Source organism: Pseudochrobactrum sp. Wa41.01b-1 (assembly GCF_019464455.1).
GTDB lineage: Bacteria > Pseudomonadota > Alphaproteobacteria > Rhizobiales > Rhizobiaceae > Pseudochrobactrum > Pseudochrobactrum saccharolyticum.
Genome location: NZ_CP080493.1, coordinates 3303192 through 3324292 on the forward strand (window position 1 = coordinate 3303192; position 21101 = coordinate 3324292).

Annotated in this window: 12 protein-coding genes; 6 read left to right on the top strand and 6 right to left on the bottom strand. The window is 52.6% G+C overall.

Annotation, left to right across the window (positions count from 1 at the left end):
* Positions 1 to 86: 86 nt before the first annotated feature.
* The 4 genes from K1X45_RS15085 to K1X45_RS15100 all read left to right on the top strand — a co-directional run bounded on the left by K1X45_RS15085 (position 87) and on the right by K1X45_RS15100 (position 6894).
* Positions 87 to 1619 carry a Do family serine endopeptidase gene (locus K1X45_RS15085; protein WP_220159330.1) on the top strand — a complete coding sequence of 511 codons (1533 nt, stop codon included), beginning with the start codon at positions 87 to 89 and terminating at the stop codon, positions 1617 to 1619.
* Positions 1620 to 1706: 87 nt separating this feature from the next.
* Complete coding sequence (locus K1X45_RS15090; RefSeq protein ID WP_022709997.1) at positions 1707 to 2417, top strand: response regulator transcription factor; 711 nt, start codon at positions 1707 to 1709, stop codon at positions 2415 to 2417.
* Entirely contained in the window at positions 2414 to 3832 is a 1419-nt protein-coding gene (locus K1X45_RS15095; RefSeq protein WP_220159331.1) for a HAMP domain-containing sensor histidine kinase, read from the top strand. Before K1X45_RS15090 ends, K1X45_RS15095 begins: the two co-directional genes overlap by 4 nt.
* A 131-nt stretch (positions 3833 to 3963) precedes the next feature.
* Positions 3964 to 6894 carry a bifunctional [glutamine synthetase] adenylyltransferase/[glutamine synthetase]-adenylyl-L-tyrosine phosphorylase gene (locus K1X45_RS15100; protein WP_220159332.1) on the top strand — a complete coding sequence of 977 codons (2931 nt, stop codon included), beginning with the start codon at positions 3964 to 3966 and terminating at the stop codon, positions 6892 to 6894.
* A gap of 2 nt (positions 6895 to 6896) precedes the next feature.
* Here K1X45_RS15100 and K1X45_RS15105 read toward each other — a convergent pair whose 3' ends face one another.
* Positions 6897 to 9281 carry a PAS domain-containing sensor histidine kinase gene (locus K1X45_RS15105; protein WP_220159333.1) on the bottom strand — a complete coding sequence of 795 codons (2385 nt, stop codon included), beginning with the start codon at positions 9279 to 9281 and terminating at the stop codon, positions 6897 to 6899.
* A 319-nt stretch (positions 9282 to 9600) separates the two neighbouring features.
* Positions 9601 to 12240 carry an aminopeptidase N gene (pepN, locus tag K1X45_RS15110; protein ID WP_220159334.1) on the bottom strand — a complete coding sequence of 880 codons (2640 nt, stop codon included), beginning with the start codon at positions 12238 to 12240 and terminating at the stop codon, positions 9601 to 9603.
* A 312-nt stretch (positions 12241 to 12552) separates the two neighbouring features.
* Between pepN and K1X45_RS15115 the strand changes: the two genes are divergently transcribed.
* The gene (locus tag K1X45_RS15115) at positions 12553 to 13482 is read left to right on the top strand and encodes a DMT family transporter (RefSeq protein ID WP_370627126.1); all 930 of its coding nucleotides are present in this window, start codon (positions 12553 to 12555) and stop codon (positions 13480 to 13482) included.
* Between the two features lie 108 nt (positions 13483 to 13590).
* On the opposite strand, the gene K1X45_RS15120 is transcribed toward K1X45_RS15115, so the two are convergent.
* On the bottom strand, positions 13591 to 14889 hold the full coding sequence (locus tag K1X45_RS15120; protein ID WP_220159335.1) for an MFS transporter: 1299 nt from the start codon (positions 14887 to 14889) through the stop codon (positions 13591 to 13593).
* A 271-nt stretch (positions 14890 to 15160) separates the two neighbouring features.
* Positions 15161 to 16066 carry a uracil-DNA glycosylase gene (locus K1X45_RS15125; protein ID WP_220159336.1) on the bottom strand — a complete coding sequence of 302 codons (906 nt, stop codon included), beginning with the start codon at positions 16064 to 16066 and terminating at the stop codon, positions 15161 to 15163.
* 359 nt (positions 16067 to 16425) lie between these two features.
* On the opposite strand from K1X45_RS15125, the gene K1X45_RS15130 reads away from it, so the two are divergent.
* The gene (locus K1X45_RS15130) at positions 16426 to 18090 is read left to right on the top strand and encodes an electron transfer flavoprotein-ubiquinone oxidoreductase (protein WP_220159337.1); all 1665 of its coding nucleotides are present in this window, start codon (positions 16426 to 16428) and stop codon (positions 18088 to 18090) included.
* Positions 18091 to 18372: 282 nt separating this feature from the next.
* On the opposite strand, the gene K1X45_RS15135 is transcribed toward K1X45_RS15130, so the two are convergent.
* On the bottom strand, positions 18373 to 19413 hold the full coding sequence (locus tag K1X45_RS15135) for an endonuclease/exonuclease/phosphatase family protein (protein WP_220159338.1): 1041 nt from the start codon (positions 19411 to 19413) through the stop codon (positions 18373 to 18375).
* A gap of 114 nt (positions 19414 to 19527) precedes the next feature.
* Positions 19528 to 21054, bottom strand: coding sequence for an AMP nucleosidase (locus tag K1X45_RS15140; RefSeq protein WP_220159339.1), 1527 nt, complete (start codon positions 21052 to 21054; stop codon positions 19528 to 19530).
* Between the last annotated feature and the right edge of the window lie 47 nt (positions 21055 to 21101).

Genomic DNA, 21101 nt, shown 5'->3' on the forward strand with positions numbered 1-21101 from the left:
TTATCCGGTAATGTTCGGTAAGCTATCTCTTGTGAGGAATAGTTGATAATCTTTAGCTGGTTATCTGCCCTCTCAGGAGATATTTTATGTCTGATATTAAGTCATCTTCCCGTCGTCCGCTGACCCGCATTTTCTTGTCCGCCGCTCTGGCCGGTACAATTCTGGCGACTGGCCCTCTGGCATCAATCTCGTCTGCGCAGGCAGCTCCGGTCAGCGTGACTGCTCAGGCTCAGCCTGGTTTTTCTGAACTGGTTGAAAAAGTTCGCCCTGCCGTTGTGAGTGTGCGCGTGAAAAGCGATGTGCAGAACACACGCAATGATCGCACCCAGTATTTTGGCGGTAATGGTCTTGACCAGTTGCCGGACGGCCATCCTCTGAAGCGCTTCTTCAAAGAGTTCGGTAATCCTTATGGTCCTGATGGTGAACAGGCGCGCCCGAATAAACGCCAGAAGCGCGGTGATCGCGGTCATGCCCGTCCGTTTGCTCAGGGCTCAGGCTTCTTCATTTCTGAAGACGGCTATGTCGTCACCAACAACCACGTTGTAACAGATGGTGATTCATTCTCCGTTGTGATGGATGACGGCACCGAACTCGATGCCAAGCTGATCGGCACTGATGCCCGTACAGACCTTGCCGTGCTGAAAGTCGATGATAAGCGCAAATTCACTTATGTTGCTTTTGATGATGACAGCACTGTCAAAGTCGGGGACTGGGTTGTCGCCGTAGGTAATCCGTTCGGCCTTGGCGGCACTGTGACTGCCGGTATTGTTTCTGCCCGTGGCCGTGATATCGGTGCAGGCCCTTACGATGATTTCATCCAGATTGATGCAGCGGTAAACAAAGGTAACTCCGGCGGCCCTGCTTTTGATCTGACCGGTAAGGTTGTCGGTATTAACACCGCGATCTTCTCGCCATCGGGCGGTAGTGTTGGTATTGCCTTTGCAATTCCGGCATCCACTGCAAGTAAGGTTGTGGATCAGCTGATTAAGAAGGGCTCGGTTGAGCGCGGCTGGATCGGTGTGCAAATTCAGCCGGTGACCAAGGAAATCGCAGATTCGCTCGGTCTTGCAGAAGATAAAGGCGCAATCGTTGCCGAACCACAGGCTGATGGTCCTGCCGCTAAAGCGGGTATCGTTGCCGGTGATGTGATTACGGCTGTGAATGATGAAACCGTGAAAGATCCGCGTGATCTGGCAAAGAAAGTTGCTGCGATTAATCCGGGTGAAAAAGCCAGCTTGACGATCTGGCGCAAAGGTAAGGCTGAGACTGTCAGCATTGAAATCAAAGCCTATCCGGATGACCAGAAACAGGGCGACAAGAGCGCTGCTACATCTTCGGGCGAGAGTGAAACCCTTGATGATTACGGCCTCACAGTCACACCGGATGACAGCGGCAAAGGCGTTGTTATAACCGATGTTGATCCGGACAGCGATGCTGCTGACAAGGGCATGCGCGCAGGCGATACAATTGTGACCGTGAATAATAAGGATGTGAAATCCGCATCTGACATTAACGCAGCGATTAAAGATGCTGTGAAAAACGGACGCAAGGCAGTTCTGCTGCAGGTTCAGCGTAATGGCCAGAACAGCTTTGTTGCTCTGCCGGTTGATCAGGGCTGATCTGTTCTGATAGGTTGAAATAAGAAAAGGCGGTGCTTGAACAGTGCCGCCTTTTCAAACATTTACACTCTGCTTTGAGGGTTGCTGATGCGTATTTTGATTATTGAAGATGACCGCGAAGCGGCACGGTATCTGGAAAAAGCATTTGCTGAAGCCGGACATATTGCTGATGTCGCCGGTGATGGCGAAACCGGCTATACGCTGGCTGAGAATAATCACTATGACGTGCTGATTATTGACCGGATGCTGCCGAAGCGTGACGGGCTTTCTGTCATCGCCGGATTGCGTGCACAGGGGCAAACCACACCGGCGCTTATTCTTTCAGCTCTGGGGCAGGTGGATGACCGTGTGACAGGTCTGCGTGCAGGCGGGGATGATTATCTCACCAAGCCTTACGCATTCTCGGAGCTGCTGGCGCGTGTTGAGGTTTTGCAGCGCCGTGTCAGCCCGAAAGAGGCAGATACAGTTTATCGCGTCGGTGATCTGGAACTCGACCGTCTTTCTCATACGGCGCGTCGTGCCGGTACCGAGATCAACTTGCAGCCGCGCGAATTTCGCCTGCTGGAATATCTGATGCGTCATGCGGGGCAGGTGGTAACCCGCACCATGCTGCTGGAAAATGTCTGGGATTATCACTTCGACCCGCAAACCAATGTGATCGATGTTCATATCTCGCGCCTGCGCTCCAAAATCGAAAAGGATTTTGATGAGCCTTTGCTGCATACCGTGCGCGGAGCCGGTTATATGCTGAAGGCGGGAACATCCGCTGCCAAATCCAAAGTGGCGGACAGCCAATGATGAGCCGGCTGAGCGCCTTGCTGAGCACGACAGCCGTCCGGCTGTCGGCTTTATATTTGTTGCTGTTTTTGCTCAGTGCGATGGCGTTGTTTTTCTATATGACCAATCTGTCGGTCAATTTTCTGACTGCACAAACACAAAAAGCCTTACTCGATGAAGTGACAAGCGTCACGCAGTCTTATGAGCGCGGTGGTATTCCGCTGCTGGTGCGCACGATTGACCGGCGCTCCCGCCAGCCTGGTGCTTTTCTTTATCTGATTTCTGATCCCGCAGGGCGTATTCTCTCCGGCAATGTGGAGAGCCTTGAGCCGGGTGTGCTGGATATTAGTGGTATGTCAGACCGGCCATTCACCTATATGCGCTATGGCGAGCAGGGCAATGCCGAGAAACACAAGGCAATTGCCATTGTCTTTGCGATCCCGAATGGTATGCGGGTGCTGATCGGCCGCGATCTGAGTGAGCCGGAGCTGTTCCGCGATATTATGCGTCGTGCTTTGGTGCTGGCACTGGGCATCATGGGAATTGGCGCTTTCCTGATCTGGTATTTTGTCGGTCGCAGGGCGTTGTTACGTCTCAAACAGGTGTCGAGTTCCTCACAACGCATTATGGCCGGTGATCTGGGTGAACGTCTTCCGGTCAGTGGTTCCGGTGATGAATTTGACCGGCTGTCGATTAATCTGAACGCCATGCTGGGGCGGATTGAAGAGCTGAATGACGGGCTGAAACATGTCTCGGATAATATCGCCCATGATCTGAAAACGCCGCTGACCAGATTGCGCAATAAGGCGGAAGCCACACTTTCCGGCCAGAAGGACAACACGGAATATCGTGCCGCTCTGGAAGATATTATTGCCGAATCCGATCAGCTGATCCGCACGTTTAATGCGATCCTGATGATATCGCGCCTTGAAGCCGGTTACTCATCCGAGAATATGGAAGTACTGCCGGTTAATCCGATCCTGCATGATGTGGCAGAGCTTTATGAGCCTGTTGCGGAAGATGCGGGGCTGGAGCTTGTTGTTGAAGCCGGTGCGGATATCAGCCTGCGGATTAATCGTGAGCTGGTTGGCCAGACCATTTCCAATCTGATTGATAATGCGATTAAATATTCACCGGTTGCGGATGAAGGCGGTGAAAACCGGACAAAGATCACCGTGGCGATGAAGCAAGAGGGCGATCAGATATTGATCAGTGTTGCCGATCAAGGCGCGGGTATTCCGGAGGCAATGCGCGAACAGGCGACAGAGCGTTTTGTGCGCCTTGAGGAAAGCCGCACGCAACCGGGCTCCGGTCTTGGACTCAGTCTGGCAAAAGCGGTGATGAAACTGCATGGCGGTAGTTTGATGCTGGAAGATAATTCACCGGGACTGCGGGTTGTTCTTGCTTTTCCTGCCCTGCCTGAGACAAAACAGTAGTCAGGTATGAATCTGTAGCGCATCCCGAAAAGTGCGTAGTGGTTTTCGGAATAAGATGCGCGGCAACAAAGGGACAGAGCATTTCTTCTGTTTTAATTGAAACGGGAAATGCTCGGGGGTGGAATTGCAGCATGACCGGTGTTTTGTTTTTTGATAGTTCGCTGAAATCTCTGACAGTTCCCGATCCGCAACAGGCAAAGATTTACCTGCAAAATTTAACAGGAGCGGCGGCGGAACGCGGATGCATTGCTCTGAGCCGCTATCTCAAAACCGCAGATGAAACCGGATTTTTAGCAGCAATTCTCGATTGCTCATCCTTCCTGAGGGAAGTGACAGAAACCTGTCCTGAAATTCTGGAAAGCCTGTTTACCGCACCGCTCGACGTGCTGCTGACACAGGCATTGGAGCAGATTTCTGCTCTGGGTATTGATCCGGAAATGACGGAAAATCGCTTGATGACGGAACTGCGCCGTCTCAAGAAAACTGCTCATGTGCTGATTGCACTGGATGATCTGGCAGGCTTTGCCGATGTGATGCAGACCACCAATCGCCTGAGTGATCTCGCAGAGGCCAGCCTGCGCGCTGCCGTACAGTTCTTGCTGCTTGAAAGCGATGCAAAAGGCAAACTGGCTTTGCCGGATCGTAACGACCCTGAAAAAGACAGCGGGCTGATTGTGCTTGGCATGGGTAAGTTCGGCGCAAGAGAGCTGAATTATTCCTCCGACATTGATCTGATTATTTTTATCGACAGCGCCCGTCCGGCAATTACCGACCCTTACGAATGTGTTGATCTGTTCTCACGCATGGCGCGGCGGCTGGTCAAGATTTTGCAGGACAGAACGGCAGACGGCTATGTCTTCCGTGTGGATTTGCGTCTGCGCCCTGATCCTGGTGCAACGCCGCTGGCTATTCCGGTGAGCGCGGCACTGCATTATTATGAGGGGCGCGGCCAGAATTGGGAACGCGCGGCGATGATTAAAGCGCGCCCTGTTGCCGGTGATATTGCCTCAGGTGAGCAATTTATCAAAGAACTTGCACCCTATGTCTGGCGCAAATATCTCGACTATGCGGCGATTGCCGATATCCATTCGATCAAGCGTCAAATCCATGCGCATCGCGGCCATGGCGATATTGCTGTACGCGGTCATAATGTGAAACTCGGGCGTGGTGGTATCCGCGAGATCGAGTTTTTCGTGCAGACCCAGCAGCTGATTGCAGGCGGGCGCTTTCCTGAATTGCGCGGCTCGCAAACGCTGGCGATGCTCACCAAACTCTATGAGCGTGGCTGGGTGGGTGAAAATGCCCGCGATCAGCTGAGCCGCAATTATCAGTTTCTGCGCAATGTTGAGCACCGTATTCAGATGGTGGCTGATGAACAGACGCATATTCTGCCGGAGGATGATGAGGGTTTCAGCCGTATAGCTTCGATGATGGGCTATCCGGATAATGAAAGTTTCACAGCGGAGTTTCTGGCCGTTCTGCGCACTGTCGAAAAGCACTATGCGGCATTGTTTGAACAAGCGCCGGAACTTGGCAGCAGTGGCGGCAATCTGGTCTTTACCGGCGAGACGGACGATCCTGATACGCTGCAAACCCTGTCACAGCTTGGTTTTGAACGTCCGAGTGATATTTGTCGTATCATCCGCACATGGCATTTTGGCCGCTATCGCGCAACGCAAACAGCAGAAGCACGTGAACGCTTAACCGAACTCACACCCGCCTTGCTGAATGCCTTTGCAGCAACCGAGCGTGCCGATGATGCACTGCTGCGTTTTGACGGATTTCTGCAAGGTCTGCCATCCGGTATCCAGCTTTTCAGCCTGTTGCAGTCCAATCCGGCGCTGCTCAACCTGTTGGTACTGGTGATGAGCGCGGCACCGCGTCTGGCTGAGATCATTACCCGTAAGCCGCATGTCTTTGACGGTATGCTCGATCCGCGTATTTTCTCGGAACTGCCAACGCGCAGCTATCTCGAAGAGCGGTTGGATACGTTCCTCACCCATGATGAACCTTATGAAGAAACGCTCGATCGTTTGCGCATCTTTGCAGCGGAGCAGCGGTTTCTGATCGGCATTCGCTTGCTGACCGGCGCGATTGATGGTGTACGTGCGGGCAGGGCTTTCTCTGATCTGGCCGAGCTGATGATCGACCGTGCGTTGAGTGCGGTGATGAAAGAATTCACCATCCGCCATGGCCAGATTGCCGGTGGGCGTATTGCAGTGCTGGCGATGGGAAAACTGGGAAGCCGCGAACTCACCGCCGGTTCTGATATTGATATCATCCTGCTCTATGACCATGATGCGGATGCTGACTATTCGGACGGTGAGAAGCAGCTTGCCGCATCGCAATATTATATCCGTCTGACACAGCGCCTGATCGCGGCATTGTCCGCACCTATGGCCGAGGGCGTGCTTTATGAAGTGGATATGCGTCTGCGCCCAAGCGGCAATAAAGGGCCGGTGGCAACCCATATCGAGGCTTTCGGTAAATATCAGCGCAATGATGCATGGGTATGGGAACATATGGCGCTGACCCGCGCCCGCGCCATTGCCGGTGACCAGTCGTTCCGCGATGAGATCGATGCGGAGGTCGATGCTATTCTCGCTATTCCTTCAGAGGTGAAAAAGACCGCGAAGGAAATGACCGATATGCGCGCGCTGATTGCCAGTGAAAAACCACCTCGTGACAATTGGGATTTGAAACTGCGTTCCGGCGGTTTGATTGATCTGGAATTTATCGCGCAGTTTGCAGTACTCACAGGGCAGGTGGCAACTGATATCCGTCACACTTCCACAGAGTTAAATCTGCGTCATCTGAAGCCGGATTTTTCCAGTCCTGCACTGGCCGAGGAACTGGCCACAGCCCATCATTTCTATAGCAATCTCACACAGATCATTCGACTGTGCGTGGATGATAATACAGGGCGGGAGGATTACCTGCCGGGCTTGCTGGAATTGCTGTGCCGCGCTGCTGAATTACCGGATATTGCCCATGTCGAGCATCAGATGGATCAGACAACAGAGGCCGTGTCAAAAGCCTTTAAACAATTGCTGAAAGGCTGATCTCACGCGGCAACATCATTGCTGATCTGGTTTGTACCGGCAGGCACAACGCGGTCAGGAATGCGTACAGAAACAATGGTGCCAACGCCTTCGGTCGAGCAGATGCGCAGGGCACCATTATGCAACTCAGCCAATGAGCGCGAGATAGCAAGGCCAAGACCTGAACCCGTATGGGTCTTGGTGAACTGGTTTTCCACCTGTTCAAACGGATGGCCGAGCTTCTTCAGCGCATCACGCGGAATACCACAGCCGGTATCTTTGATGGTGAGGATCAGCGCACCATTGGTCTTGCGGGCACGCACCAGAATGCGGCCGCCATCACCGGTAAACTTCACCGCATTGGACAAAAGATTAATCAGCACCTGCTTGATCGCACGGCGGTCAGCGCTGGCGGTGATCGTGTCGGCAATGCTGGTCTCAACGGCAATATGCTTCTGTTCTGCCTGCAGAGAAATCACGCGCACGGTTTCTTCAATTAGCGGATAAAGATCGATCTCTTCGCGATCCAGAGAGAAATGACCGGCTTCAATCTTCGACATATCGAGAATGTCATTGATAACATTGAGCAGATAATTGCCGCTGGTATGAATGTCGTGAATATATTCCGCATAACGCTCGGAGCCGAGCGGGCCGAATGTGCCTGCCGAGATCATTTCGGAGAAACCGATAATCGCATTGAGCGGCGTACGCAATTCATGGGACATATTGGCAAGGAATTCGGATTTGGCACGGTTCGCGCTTTCCGCGCGCTCTTTTTCCGTCGCATATTTGGAGGCCAGTTCTGACAGCTCGCGCACGCGGTCTTTCTCCGCTTTACGGGCAAGGCTCAGATCCTGAATGGTCGCCATCAGACGGCGTTCGCTGTCCACCAGACGCTCCTGATGCAGTTTCAGCTGGGTAATGTCTGTACCAACCGACACCAAACCACCATCCTGCGTACGGCGTTCGTTGACCTGCAGCCAGCGGCCATCGCCAAGCTGGCGCTCGAAAGTCTGCGCACCACTGCGATCATTTTCATTGGCCATGCGGCGTTCAAAGGCAGCAGGACGCAGCAGCGGCTGAATATCTTCGCGGGTTACACCGGCCTTGAGTGCTGTGGCAGGCAGGCCTGCATATTCATTATATTTGCCGTTGGACATCACCAGACGGCTCTCGGCATCCCAGAGAACGAAAGCCTCGGAAATGCTTTCAATCGCTTCACGGATACGCAGATCGGCTTCCACAGTTGCCTGTGCAAAACGGTGCTGCTCGCTGACGTCAAAAGCAATACCGACCAGATGCACATCGCCTTCATTGGCGATTTCTGCACGTACGCGCATCCACACCCAATAGCCGTCGGCATGGCGCATACGCAGCACTTTGTCGACCTGACGTAATTCGCCGGACATAACCTGCGTGGCGATTTCGTAGAGATCACCATCCACCGGATTAACAATCGCGGCTACATCGCCAAAGGACAGCACATTGTCTACCGCTTCATAGCCGAGCATTTCATACATCGAGCGCGACCAGTACATGCGTCCGCGCGCCATATCCCAGTCCCAGAGGCCGCAACGACCGCGGGCCAGTGCCAGATCAATCCGTCTTTGAATCTGATGGGAAAAATCATCGGCATCGCGGGCACGCGCTGCCTGAGAGAAATAAGCGTAAAGAATAGCCAGCAGCACACCGGCGGTTGCAGCAAACAGGGTAATATTCAGCGAGACAACCTGTCGCCAGTCTTTAAAAATTGTTTTTTCAGTATTGAAAGTCAGAACAGAAAAGGCACCGGCTGCAGCAGCCTGCACATTCTGAGGTTCAACTTTTTCAGCGGCTGCAAAAGCCGCTTCACTGCGGTATTTTACAGGCAATACACCGGCACGACTGCCAAACATCAAGAGCGGCTGTGCTTCGGTGAACAGCGTCTCGGCCTGAATGCCGAGCAATTGACGGCTGCTCAGGGCGGCAACGATCTTTGAATTTTCATCGAGAATGGCAAGTTCAAGACCTGCATTAATCAAGCCCTGCGAACGCAGTTCAACCAGTAAATTCTGGATGGAGCTATAGTCACCGTCGCTGTCCGCAGGCGGTACAGATTCAATCTGCTTTTGCAGTTTTGAAGCAACATGCGCGGCAGTCAGCGCCATTTCATGTCGGGCATCGCTTTCGATCTCGTCACGCTGATTGAGCAGCGACAACATGCGCGCACCGGCGAGAATAATCAGAAAAGCAATAATTAGCACCGGCACGACGCGGCGCAGCAATGGCTCAAGGGAAAGGAGCTTGCGGTAGGCAGGGCCCGACAACAGATAAACATAGCCGGAAAGCTTGAAACGCTTACGCTGGCTTTGTCTTTCTGAGGTGTAACGGACACCATTCGGCGCGCGGCGCGCGTCGGTATTTGCCATCCTGTGGCCCCTCATCTGAGTGGTTGCTTTTGAAGTGATTCGGGGTAAAAAATCCGAATAACCCTAATGAATCAAATGTGATTCGCTGTGTCCAGTGCTTTTAATTAATAATTAATAAAAAACCTGTGCCGATTCGAAGGTGATTCGATCAGTTTTCGGAAGGTGACACATGAGGTCAGTGCTGCATGATTCTGATTTGATTCAGAAATACACTGCCGTTCAGTCTTTATCGTAAAACATTGTGTTCTTTTTAAAGCGTTTCCTGAAATGCAAAAGACGAGTGCGGAAGCTCTGATTGAGCTTCCGCACCCGTATTTTGTCAGGCCAGCATGCGTTCTGTAATATCGCGAACATCAGCTGAGAGGTTTTCAGCCTGAGCGATGGTTTCCAGTGCTGTTTTCAGATGATCGCGGCGCGCCGGTTCCAGCGTTTTCCATGAGCGCAGGCTGGTCAGCAGGCGCGACGCCAGTTGCGGATTTTCACGGTCAATTGTCAGGATCAGATCGGTGAAAAACGCATAGGTTTTGCCGTCCGGCCGGTTGAAGCCGGTCGGGTTGCCTGCTGCAAAGGCACCAAGCAAAGCGCGTGTTCTGTTCGGATTGTCGAGCGAAAACAGCGGATGCTGCATCAGTTGCTGCACAGTTTCCAACGCATCAGGAGCAGGGCGGCGTGCCTGCACACCAAACCACTTGTCCATTGCCAGCGGTACATTGCCATAGTCTTTTTCAAACTGTGCCAAGGCTTGCGCCGCATTTTCATGGCCATAGAAGCGATGCACCAGCAAGGTCAGAGCTGCAATCTTGTCTGTCATATTGTCAGCGTCATTGAACTGGGCATAGACCCGTGCAGGGTCGTTATCCGAGGCTGCAAGATAGCTCAGCAAGACTGCTTTGAGCGCGCGTTTTCCTGCACCTTCCGCATCCGGTGTGAAAGCTGCGTTGTCTTGCAAGCTCACATAGGTTTTGGCGAACAGCGCAGCATTCTGCGTGGCAATCGCAGAGAGTAATGCTTCTCTGCTGCTGCGGATCAGGTCAGGATCAATATTGCTGCCAAGCTCGCGGGCAATATCCGCCTCTTCCGGCAGGGAGAGGCATAGTGCACGGAAAGCGTGATCCAGTGTCTCATCCTGCACCAGTTCAGCCAATAATTCTGCCAGTGCCGGATCGAATGCGACCGGCTCCTGCAGGCGCAGTTTTTCAACATTGCTCATAATGGCATTGCTCATCAGCTGATGAATGACCTGCCAGCGGCCAAAAGCATCACTGTCATGACGGGCAAGAAACAATTGCTCCTCACGGCTCAGTTGCTGGCTGAGATGCACCGGCGCAGAGAAACCGCGCAACAGCGAGAGAACCGGCTTTTCAGCAATATTGTGAAATGTCCAGCTTTGTGATGCTTCCCGCAAATGCAGAACATCGCCTTCAAGTCCTGTACCCTCATGGGAAGAAATAGCGATATCTTTGCCATCTGCACCGATCAGCCCGAATTTGACCGGAATATGCATAGGCTGCTTATGGCTCTGACCTGGTGTCGGATCCGTCTTTTGCCCCAAAGTGAGGCGCAGGCTCCGGCTTGCGGCATCATAGTCACTGTTGACAGTCACAAGCGGTGTACCTGCCTGATCGTACCACAGCGCAAAATGGGCGAGGGAGCGGCCGGTCACATCCTCAAAACATTTGATGAAATCTTCAATCGTCGCAGCATCACCATCATGACGGCTGAAATAGAGATCAAGACCTTTATAGAACGGCGCATCACCAATAATGGTGCGCAACATACGGATCAGCTCACTGCCTTTTTCATAAACGGTTGCCGTGTAGAAATTATTGATCTCGCGATATTCTTTCGGACGTACCGGATGCGCCAGCGGGCCGCCGTCTTCCGGAAATTGCTGTGCTTTGAGGATTTTCACCTCGTCAATGCGATGCACAGCGCGGGAGCGCATGTCACTGGAAAATTCGTGGTCGCGATAGACGGTCAACCCTTCTTTCAGGCAAAGCTGAAACCAGTCACGGCAGGTAATGCGGTTGCCCGTCCAGTTGTGGAAATATTCATGGGCAATCACCGCTTCGATACCGGCATAATCCGTATCAGTGGCCGTCTGCGGATCAGCGAGAACATATTTATCGTTAAAGATGTTCAGCCCTTTATTCTCCATCGCGCCCATATTGAAATCAGACACGGCAACGATGTTGAAAATATCGAGATCATATTCGCGGCCATAGGCCTCTTCATCCCAGCGCATGGAGCGTTTCAGCGCATCCATTGCATAGGTCGCGCGGTCTTCATTGCCGTGCTCGACATAGATATTCAGCGCGACTTGTTTACCGGACATTGTAGTGAATTGATCGCTGATCGACCCAAGATCACCGGCAACCAGCGCAAAAAGATAAGACGGCTTGGGATGCGGGTCATGCCACAGCGCAAAATGACGGCCATTGGCGAGATCACCATTTGCTTCAAGATTGCCGTTGGAGAGCAGAATTGGCGCAGCCTGTTTGTCTGCCTCAAGACGAACCGTATAGACCGAGAGAACATCCGGCCGGTCGGGGAAATAGGTTATGCGGCGAAACCCTTCCGCTTCACATTGGGTCGTATAGACATTGCTGGAACGATAAAGCCCCATCAACTGCCGGTTGGTCGTCGGGTTGATCCTTGTGACAATCTCCAGCGTGAATGTGCTCTGCTGCGGCAGGGAGCGGATGGTCAGCAGGTCCGGCGTTGCGGAATAATCGCTGACCGACTGGCCATTAATGTGCAGGCTCACCAGTTCCAGCTCATCGCCGTCCAGTATCAGCGGCGCGGTGAGGGAAACACCGTCGCGGCGCTCAATGGTCAGGCGGGCTGTGATAATGGTTTTTTCCGGATCAAGCTGAAAATCCAGCTCGGTTTTGCGTATCAGGTAATCTGACGGGCGGTAATCTTCGAGGCGAAAGACATGACCTGTATCGGTACGCATAACTGCTCCTGAACTGACTTAAAACATATGGATATGAAGCTAAAACATTTCGTGGACGGGTGAAACCGCCTGTAACGAGAAATTCCTGTGATTGTTTCAAATGATAATATGAAGCGCCTGTTTCGCCAGCACGATCAGTATGGTTTTCAGGGCTGATAAAGTTTTTGGTATTTCCCGGAAATTCTGCAAATAGTGCTGGAAAACCGGCCTCAACCAGTTATGGTGTTTGCATATAAAAGAGGGAGTCTGCCGCACTATATTGGCGGCAGTTAAGGAATTTTCATTGTGAATGCCCCTGAGCGCCATCTGCCTTTGGCAGATACACCCGCCGCTGCAGATGAACCAAGGCCATTGCTTGGTATTGCCTGCAAAGTTACATCTGTCTTCATTTTTGTGCTGATGTCGACACTGCTGAAATCCGCAGAAGGCATACCTGCGGGAGAACTGGTATTCTTCCGCTCGTTCTTTGCGATTTTTCCGGTTGTGATTTATCTGGCCTATACGCATCAGCTGCAGGGCGCGATGCAGACCTCGGATATTTTCGGCCATATCTGGCGCGGGCTTGTCGGGGTTATGTCCATGCTCAGCGGGTTCTATGCACTGACCTTGCTGCCTCTGCCGGAAAGCATTGCCATTAATTATGCATCCCCGCTGATGATCGTGGTGCTGAGCGCAATCTTCCTGAAGGAACAGGTGCGTATTTATCGCTGGAGCGCGGTGTTGATCGGCTTTGTCGGCGTGCTGATTATTGTCTGGCCGCGTCTCAGCCTGTTTTCCGGCGGTGGTGTGAGCCATGGTGAGGCAGTCGGTGCGGTCTTTGCGCTGATCGGGGCTTTGTCATCGGCCGTTGCCATGATGCTGGTGCGCAAGCTGGTGAAGCGTGAGCGTACCGCAACGATTGTGATCTATTTTTCGCTCACATCAACGGTGATTGCGTTGTTCACAATGCCTTTCGGCTGGGTCGTGCCGCAATGGTGGCAGCTGGCGCTGTTGATTGCTGCTGGTTTTGCAGGCGGCATCGCGCAGATTTTTCTGACCGAATGTTATCGCCACGCGGATATGTCCACCATCGCTCCGTTTGAATATACATCCATGCTACTGGGACTTGGTATCGGTTATGTGGTTTTTGGCGATGTGCCGACACTGCCGATGCTGATCGGCAGCACAATTGTGATTGGCGCGGGTATTTTCATCATTTTCCGCGAGCATAAATTATCCGGCAGAAAACTGAGAAGGAACTGAAAAACTTAGAGCATAATTCCTTAAATTTGGATCAGTTTAAGGTAAAATTATGCTCTACTTTTAAAGTGTTAGAGCGACCTTTGTGCGCCCAACGGGGCGCCCGACGCTCTAGTCCTTGATGTTTTCAGTTGAACTGTTTTCTGCCGGGGTTTCTTCTGTTTCTTCCTCCGGCACATCGCTGCGCGGATCCATCTGATAGCTTTCAGGCGTATTGATATTTTTGGTCGCCTGATATTTGAATTCGGTTTTCTGATCGCTGATGGCAGGGCGTTCGCGCAGGCTGATGCGCCATAAAGCATGCAGCCCATAGGCTGCAAAACAGATAATCAGCGTTACCGGCATACCGGTCTTGCCGAAGCTCTCCATCATCCGCGCGGCAATCTGCGGGCCAATCACATTGCCGATGCCATAAACAATCAGCAGGCCGCCAGAAATTTTAACGAACTCATTGGCTTCCGCATAGTCATTGGCATGAGCGACATTGAGGCTGTAAATCGGAAACAACACCGCCCCCATCAGGAAAATGACCATATAGCCGCTCAGGCCGTCTGCCGGTGAAAACAGCATCAGACCCAGAGACAGAATAACGCCGATAATACCGCTCAGCACCATGACATAACGGCGGTCGACAAAATCCGAAAAGCGACCCAGCGGATATTGAAAAATCGCACCGCCGATCATCGCTGTGACCAGCATTGTCGCAATGCTTAAATTATCGAGACCATTCATCTGGCCGTAAATCGGCGCCAGAATATTCCATGCACCGGCAATAATGCCGGAAACGAGTGAGCCGACAACAGCTGCGGGAGAGCGCTTATACAGGCCTTTAATATCCAGCGAAACCTGTGTCAGCGGCTTTGGCGACTCCGCGCGCGACAGGGCGGTCGGGATCAGAGCGAAACTGTAAATCAGGGTGCAGATGATAAACAGGGTCTGCGTGGAAGGATCACCAAAAGGCAGAATATATTGGCCGGACATAGTGCCGATCATGGTGGTGATCATATAGACCGAGAAGATCATGCCGCGGCTGTCATTATTGACACGCTCATTCAGCCAGCTTTCCACCACCATATAGCCGCCTGCCAGAGAGAAACCGGCCAGCCCGCGAAAGGCCATCCATGCGATCGGGTCGATAATCAGCGAATGCAGCAGAAGCGACATGCCGAGAATGGTCAGCAAAACGGTAAAAACACGAACATGGCCGACATTGCGCACGAAGATCGGCACCACCAGACAGCCCGCTGTAAAGGCGAGGGAATAGAATGTTCCCATCCAGCCGATTGTAATGGTTGACCAGCCTTCCATACCGGCGCGGATCGGCAGCAACAGACCTGCCAGACCACCGGCCATAAGCATCAGAAGCGTACTGAAAAGAAGCGCTGTAATCGGCAACAACTGAGCTGGCATGGATTTATCCGGACACTGAACCTGAAAGAGCAGGCTATCGTAAATGCGAAAATATTCAGCGACGCTTTATTGTAAAAAACAATGCAGGGATACTGGCATTTTTAGTCGGGAATGAAATTCTTTTTCACGGATGTTTATGTCGCATTTAAACTGGTGATGCAGCTAGAGCAGTTTGCGTCCAGACTGGATTATAGCGCTCGCTCTAGATTCTTTATTTGGTCGCATTATCACGGGCGTCAAGTTGATCCAACTTGACTGTGAAATACTCTAGTCAGGCGGCACTCTCGGCCAGACGCATTTTGACCATCAGCCAGTCTTCCCATGCAAAGCGTTTTTGAGCCGGTGTGCGCAGCAAATAATCCGGATGCAGGCTCGGCATAATCGCTACGCTTTGCTCTCCGGCAGTTGTGAGACTATGCCAGTTGCCGCGCAATTTATAAATCGGCTCACGGGAGCCTGTCAGGGCTTTGGCAGCAGGATCACCCAGTGCAACAATCACTTTTGGTGCAACCAGCTCAATCTGCCGGTCAAGAAACGGACGGCATAAGTCCAGTTCCAGCGGTGTCGCAGGGCGATTACCCGGCGGACGCCATGGCAATGTATTGGCCAGATAGGCTTGTTCGCGCGTCAGATTAATAGCGGCAAGGATGCGGTTGAGCATCTGCCCTGCAGGGCCGGAGAAGGGAATACCTTCCAGATCATCATCACGCCCCGGCGTGTCACCGATCACCATCAGTTCTGCATCAGCAGTCCCGTCAGCAAAGCAGATATTCTTGGCGGTGAATTTCAGGCGGCAGCCGTCAAAACCGGCCATTGCCTGTTGCAGGTCATCAAGGCTGGCGGCGTTGCGGGCAAGCTTGCGGGCTTCTTCCAGCAAAACTTCCGGTGCAATAGCAGCCTGTGCAGGCACAGATGCTGCCGCCTGCGGCTTTTGCTGCGTTCGGTTTGTTTGCGGTGCATCACTGCGCGCCTGAGACTGCATGCCACCTGCCTGTGCAGGTGTGGCATTGCGCATAGAATTATCAGGCTGGGCTGTGCGTTTCGGCTGTGCAGCTGCCAGTGTTGCAGCCTCTGCAAAACGATCAATTGGTGCATCACTCAGCGCGGAATCCACTCCGGCTTCCGCATAGAAGCGAATCAGATCTTCCCAATTGGCTGTGATTGCAGTGTCTGACACACGATTGTTCCGGTTTTAGGCTTGTTTACAGTTCTGAGGTCGCAAATTGCAGAAGCTTTGGCAAGGGCTTTCGGGCATGCCTGTTTAAAAATCATTTACATTGACGTAAACGTCAATATTATAGTGATCTGTTAGTGAACAAACGTCATGATCTGAGGCGATTTTGGACAATAGGACGCATTTGAACTGTGTTACAACTCTGTATCAGGTGGAGATGAAGCATTTCATCGTCCTTTGATCAGCACGATAATGCGGCAATTAAAAGAATAGAACGAGCGCAGCGGATGTGATGAACACGATACGCTCTGGTTTATAAAAAAACGGGAACCCAAGCTGCGCCCGATGCTATGGAGGTATAAATGAACAACGAACACGAACTTCCTGAACGGGAAAGTATGGAGTTCGACGTTGTGATCGTCGGCGCAGGCCCTGCCGGTCTTGCTGCGGCGATCCGTTTGAAACAGAATAATCCGGAACTCTCCGTCGTGGTTCTGGAAAAGGGCGGGGAAGTCGGTGCGCATATTCTGTCCGGCGCGGTTGTTGATCCGGTTGGTATCGACAAGCTGCTGCCTGACTGGCGCGAGGAAAGCGATCATCCTTTCAAAACTCCGGTAACGGATGACCAGTTTCTGGTGCTCGGGCCTGCGGGTTCTGTAAGATTGCCGAATTTCGCAATGCCGCCGCTGATGAATAATCATGGCAATTATATTGTGTCGCTGGGCAATGTGGCGCGCTGGCTGGGTACCCATGCGGAAAATCTCGGCGTGGAAATCTATCCGGGCTTTGCTGCTGCGGAAGTGCTTTATAATGATGCCGGTGCTGTAATTGGTGTTGCGACCGGTGATATGGGCGTGGAACGCAATGGCGAGCCGGGGCCGAATTATACACGCGGCATGGAACTGCACGGTAAATATGTGCTGTTTGCCGAAGGTGCACGCGGTTCGCTCTCCAAGCAGGTGATTGCAAAATACAAGCTGGATGAAGGCCGTGAACCGGCCAAATTTGGTATCGGCCTGAAAGAACTCTGGCAGATTGATCCGTCGAAGAGCAAGCCGGGTTTGGTGCAGCACTCTTTCGGCTGGCCGCTGGATCTGAAAACCGGTGGCGGTTCCTTCCTGTATCATCTGGAAGACAATCTGGTGGCTGTCGGTTTTGTGGTGCATCTCAACTACAAGAACCCGTATCTGTCACCGTTTGAAGAGTTTCAGCGTTACAAGACACATCCGACGATCCGTCCGACCTTTGAAGGTGCCAAGCGCATCTCCTATGGCGCGCGCGCGATTACTGAAGGCGGCTGGCAGTCTGTGCCGAAACTGACTTTCCCCGGCGGTGCGCTGATCGGTTGTGCGGCCGGTTTTGTGAACGTGCCGCGTATCAAAGGCTCGCATAATGCGGTGCTGTCGGGAATTCTTGCGGCGGATAAAGTTGCGGAAGCCATTGCTGCCGGTCGTGCGAATGATGAAGTTATCGGCATCGAAAATGAATGGCGCGACAGTGCTATCGGCAAAGACCTGAAGCGCGTTCGCAATGTCAAACCGCTGTGGTCAAAATTCGGTACCATTATTGGTGTGGCGCTGGGCGGTCTGGATATGTGGACGAACCAGCTGTTCGGCTTCTCCTTCTTCGGAACGCTCAAGCACGGCAAGACCGATGCGGCGGCGCTGGAACCGGCAGCCAAACACAAGCCTATCAGCTATCCGAAGCCTGATGGTGTGGTGAGCTTTGATCGTCTGTCGTCAGTGTTCCTGTCGAGCACCAATCATGAAGAAGATCAGCCGGTTCACTTGCAGGTCAAAAATCTGGAACTGCAGCTGAAATCCGAACATGATGTTTTTGCGGGGCCTTCAACACGCTACTGCCCTGCGGGTGTTTATGAATGGGTTGAGAAGGACGGCAAGGAAACTTACGTCATCAATGCGCAAAACTGCGTGCATTGCAAAACCTGTGACATCAAAGACCCGAACCAGAATATCAACTGGGTTACGCCACAAGGCGGCGAAGGACCGGTTTACGCAAATATGTAATATTTGCAGTAATAAACCGTGTCCGTCTCGACCGCCGTAATCAAGAATGTCGGCGAAGGACCGGTCTATGCCAACATGTAATGTTGGCATTTGAGGCCGTGTCCGTTTCGACCGCCGTCCGTAAAGATGTCGGTGAGGGACCGGTTTACGCAAATATGTAATATTTGCATCTTGGACGCGTATCTTGTCCAAAAACCGTTTCCCACTTTTTGGGATACGCTTGTATGTAATAATACAAAAACGGCGCCTTTCGGGGCGCCTTTTTTTATTGAAAAATCAGTGTCAGATGCGGACGGCTTCCGGTGCCATTTGCGGATTGTCGTCCGCCGGTTCGGAAATCGAAGTCGGAACTGAAAACTCCAGCAACAACGGAAAATGATCCGAGCCGAGTGATTCACCGGTGCGGATATTATGCAGTGTCACAGTCTCATTGATGAGAATATGATCGATCGGCAAGCCGATCCAGTGGCGCAGACTATCCGGCAGGCGGGTTGTCAGCCATGTCGCACCTGCGCCGGCAATGCGTTTGGTTTCGGTGAGTATTTCATACTGGCGCAGATTGTAACTCCACGGGGCAGCATTGAAATCACCGGCTATAATCACCGGAATACCGTGAGGATTGGCCATCGGCTCCAATGCAGGGCGCAGCATTTCAAACTGCTGTACCTGTTTAAACGGCCACGGCCATGACTGATGCAGTGACGAGACAAGCACATTGGTGCCGCCAAGATTAACAAGAGCTGTGGCCAATACGCCGTCACCGGTGCAGACCGGAGAGCCGAAATCGGCAAAAGGTCGGCGCGAGAGAATACCGACGCCCCATCTTTTCGGCAGGGTGCCGCATTGGTGACGGTAAGGATAGTTGCCTTCCAATATTTTAAGCCATGGCTGCCACTGCTCAGAACCTTCCTGATAGGTGATAATATCCGGCTTGTAGCGTGCCACAGCCTGCAACAGGGCTTTCGGATCATCATTGTTTTGCAGCAGATTAATCTGCATCAACCGGTAGGTAACATTTCCGTCTTGTGCGGTTGCCGGCTGTGAAGAACCGGCCCAGTTCACCGTTGTTGAAAAGGCGCTGAGGCCGAGCAGTGCCACCATTGCCGCTTCACGGCGCAGGCTGGTGAAAAGCAGAAAAATCCCGCCAAGAGCCATGATCGCTGCAATATGAGCGCGAAAATGCGCAAAACTATCCAGAGCCGGATGCACACGGCCAAAGAAACCCAGCACCAGCGGAACCGAGAGCAGAACTAAGAAGATCAGTAATGCAAAGAACAGGGGAGATGTGCGTTTTGAAGCAGGAGTTGGTTTTTCGCCGGACATAGAGACCACAGAGCAAGAGAAACAAGAATGACAGCACTGTTGGCTGTGAAAAGCAGCTTTATCAAGGCGCACTGCTCTGCAAACAATCTTGCAGAGCAGTGTTGATTGAAGCGTTTACTGGAATGCAGTCTCGAAGAAGCTGCGTAGTTTTCGTGAATGCAGACGGTCTTGCGGCATGGCGGCAATTTTTTCCATGGCGCGGATGCCGATCTGCAAATGCTGTGCAACCTGTTTCTTGTAGAAGTCGGTCGCCATGCCCGGCAATTTCAGCTCGCCATGCAGCGGCTTGTCAGACACGCAGAGCAAAGTACCGTATGGCACGCGGAAGCGGAAACCATTGGCCGCAATCGTGGCCGATTCCATATCCAGAGCCACAGCACGGGATTGGGAAAGCCGTTGCACTGGGCCGCGCTGGTCACGCAATTCCCAGTTGCGGTTGTCAATCGTGGCAACGGTGCCGGTACGCATGATGCGTTTCAGCTCATAGCCCTCAAGGCCGGTGATTTCCTCAACCGCATCTTCAAGGGCCACCTGAATTTCGGCCAGAGCTGGGATCGGCACCCAGATCGGCAGATCATCATCCAGAACGTGATCCTCACGCACATAGGCATGGGCAAGCACATAGTCGCCGAGCTGCTGGCTGTTGCGCAAACCGGCGCAGTGGCCAAGCATCAGCCATGCATGAGGGCGTAGTACAGCAATATGGTCGGTAATGGTTTTGGCATTGGACGGGCCGACACCGATATTGACCATGGTAATGCCTGAACCATCCGGTTTGACCAGATGATAAGCCGGCATTTGCGGCAGGCGCGCAGGCTCTGCCCCCTGTGAAGGCGAGCTGTTACCGGCAAAGGTAATCAAGTTGCCCGGTTCAACAAATTTGGTGAAACCGCCGCCGCCCTCTGCCATCAATTTACGGGCATAGGTGCAGAACTCGTCCATATAGAACTGATAGTTTGTGAAAAGCACATAGTTCTGGAAATGCGACGGGCTGGTCGCGGTGTAATGCGACAGGCGCTGCAAAGAATAATCCACGCGCTGACCGGTAAATGGTGCCAGCGGCATGATTTCCAAAGTCTGGAACTCGGTATCACCATTAGCAATACTGTCATCGGTATTGCCGAGATCCGGCACATCAAACATATCACGCAGCGGATACTTGAACGCATCGGAGACGGAAGATTCCACATAGGTGCCTTCCAGAAAGGCAAAATGCAGCGGGATCGGCGTGGTGGATTCCTGAACAGTCACCGGAACACCGTGATTTTTAATCAGCAGACGGATTTGCTCCATCAGATAACTGTCGAAAAGATCGGGACGGGTCAGCGTGGTGGCATATTCACCCGGCAGACTGACATGGCCATAGGCCAGACGTGTATCCACATGGGCGAAGCTGGCCGTTGAAAAGCAAAGCTCAGGGTAGAACGCGCGGAAACGCTGCGGCGCAATTTCGCCTTTGGCAACCTTATGAAAGGCATCACGCAGAAAGGCAGTATTCCGGTCATAGAGAGCACGCAATGCGTCAACCGCAGCGCGGGCATCCGTAAATGATTGAGGAGCGACTGGCTCCGGTGTGGCTATGCCCGCAGAAATCAGATCTGAAACAGGATTGCCCGAAAAAGTGTCGATTCTTTTGCTCATGCGCTACTATAAGCCGGAATTCTTACAGTTTATATGGCAAGCTTTGC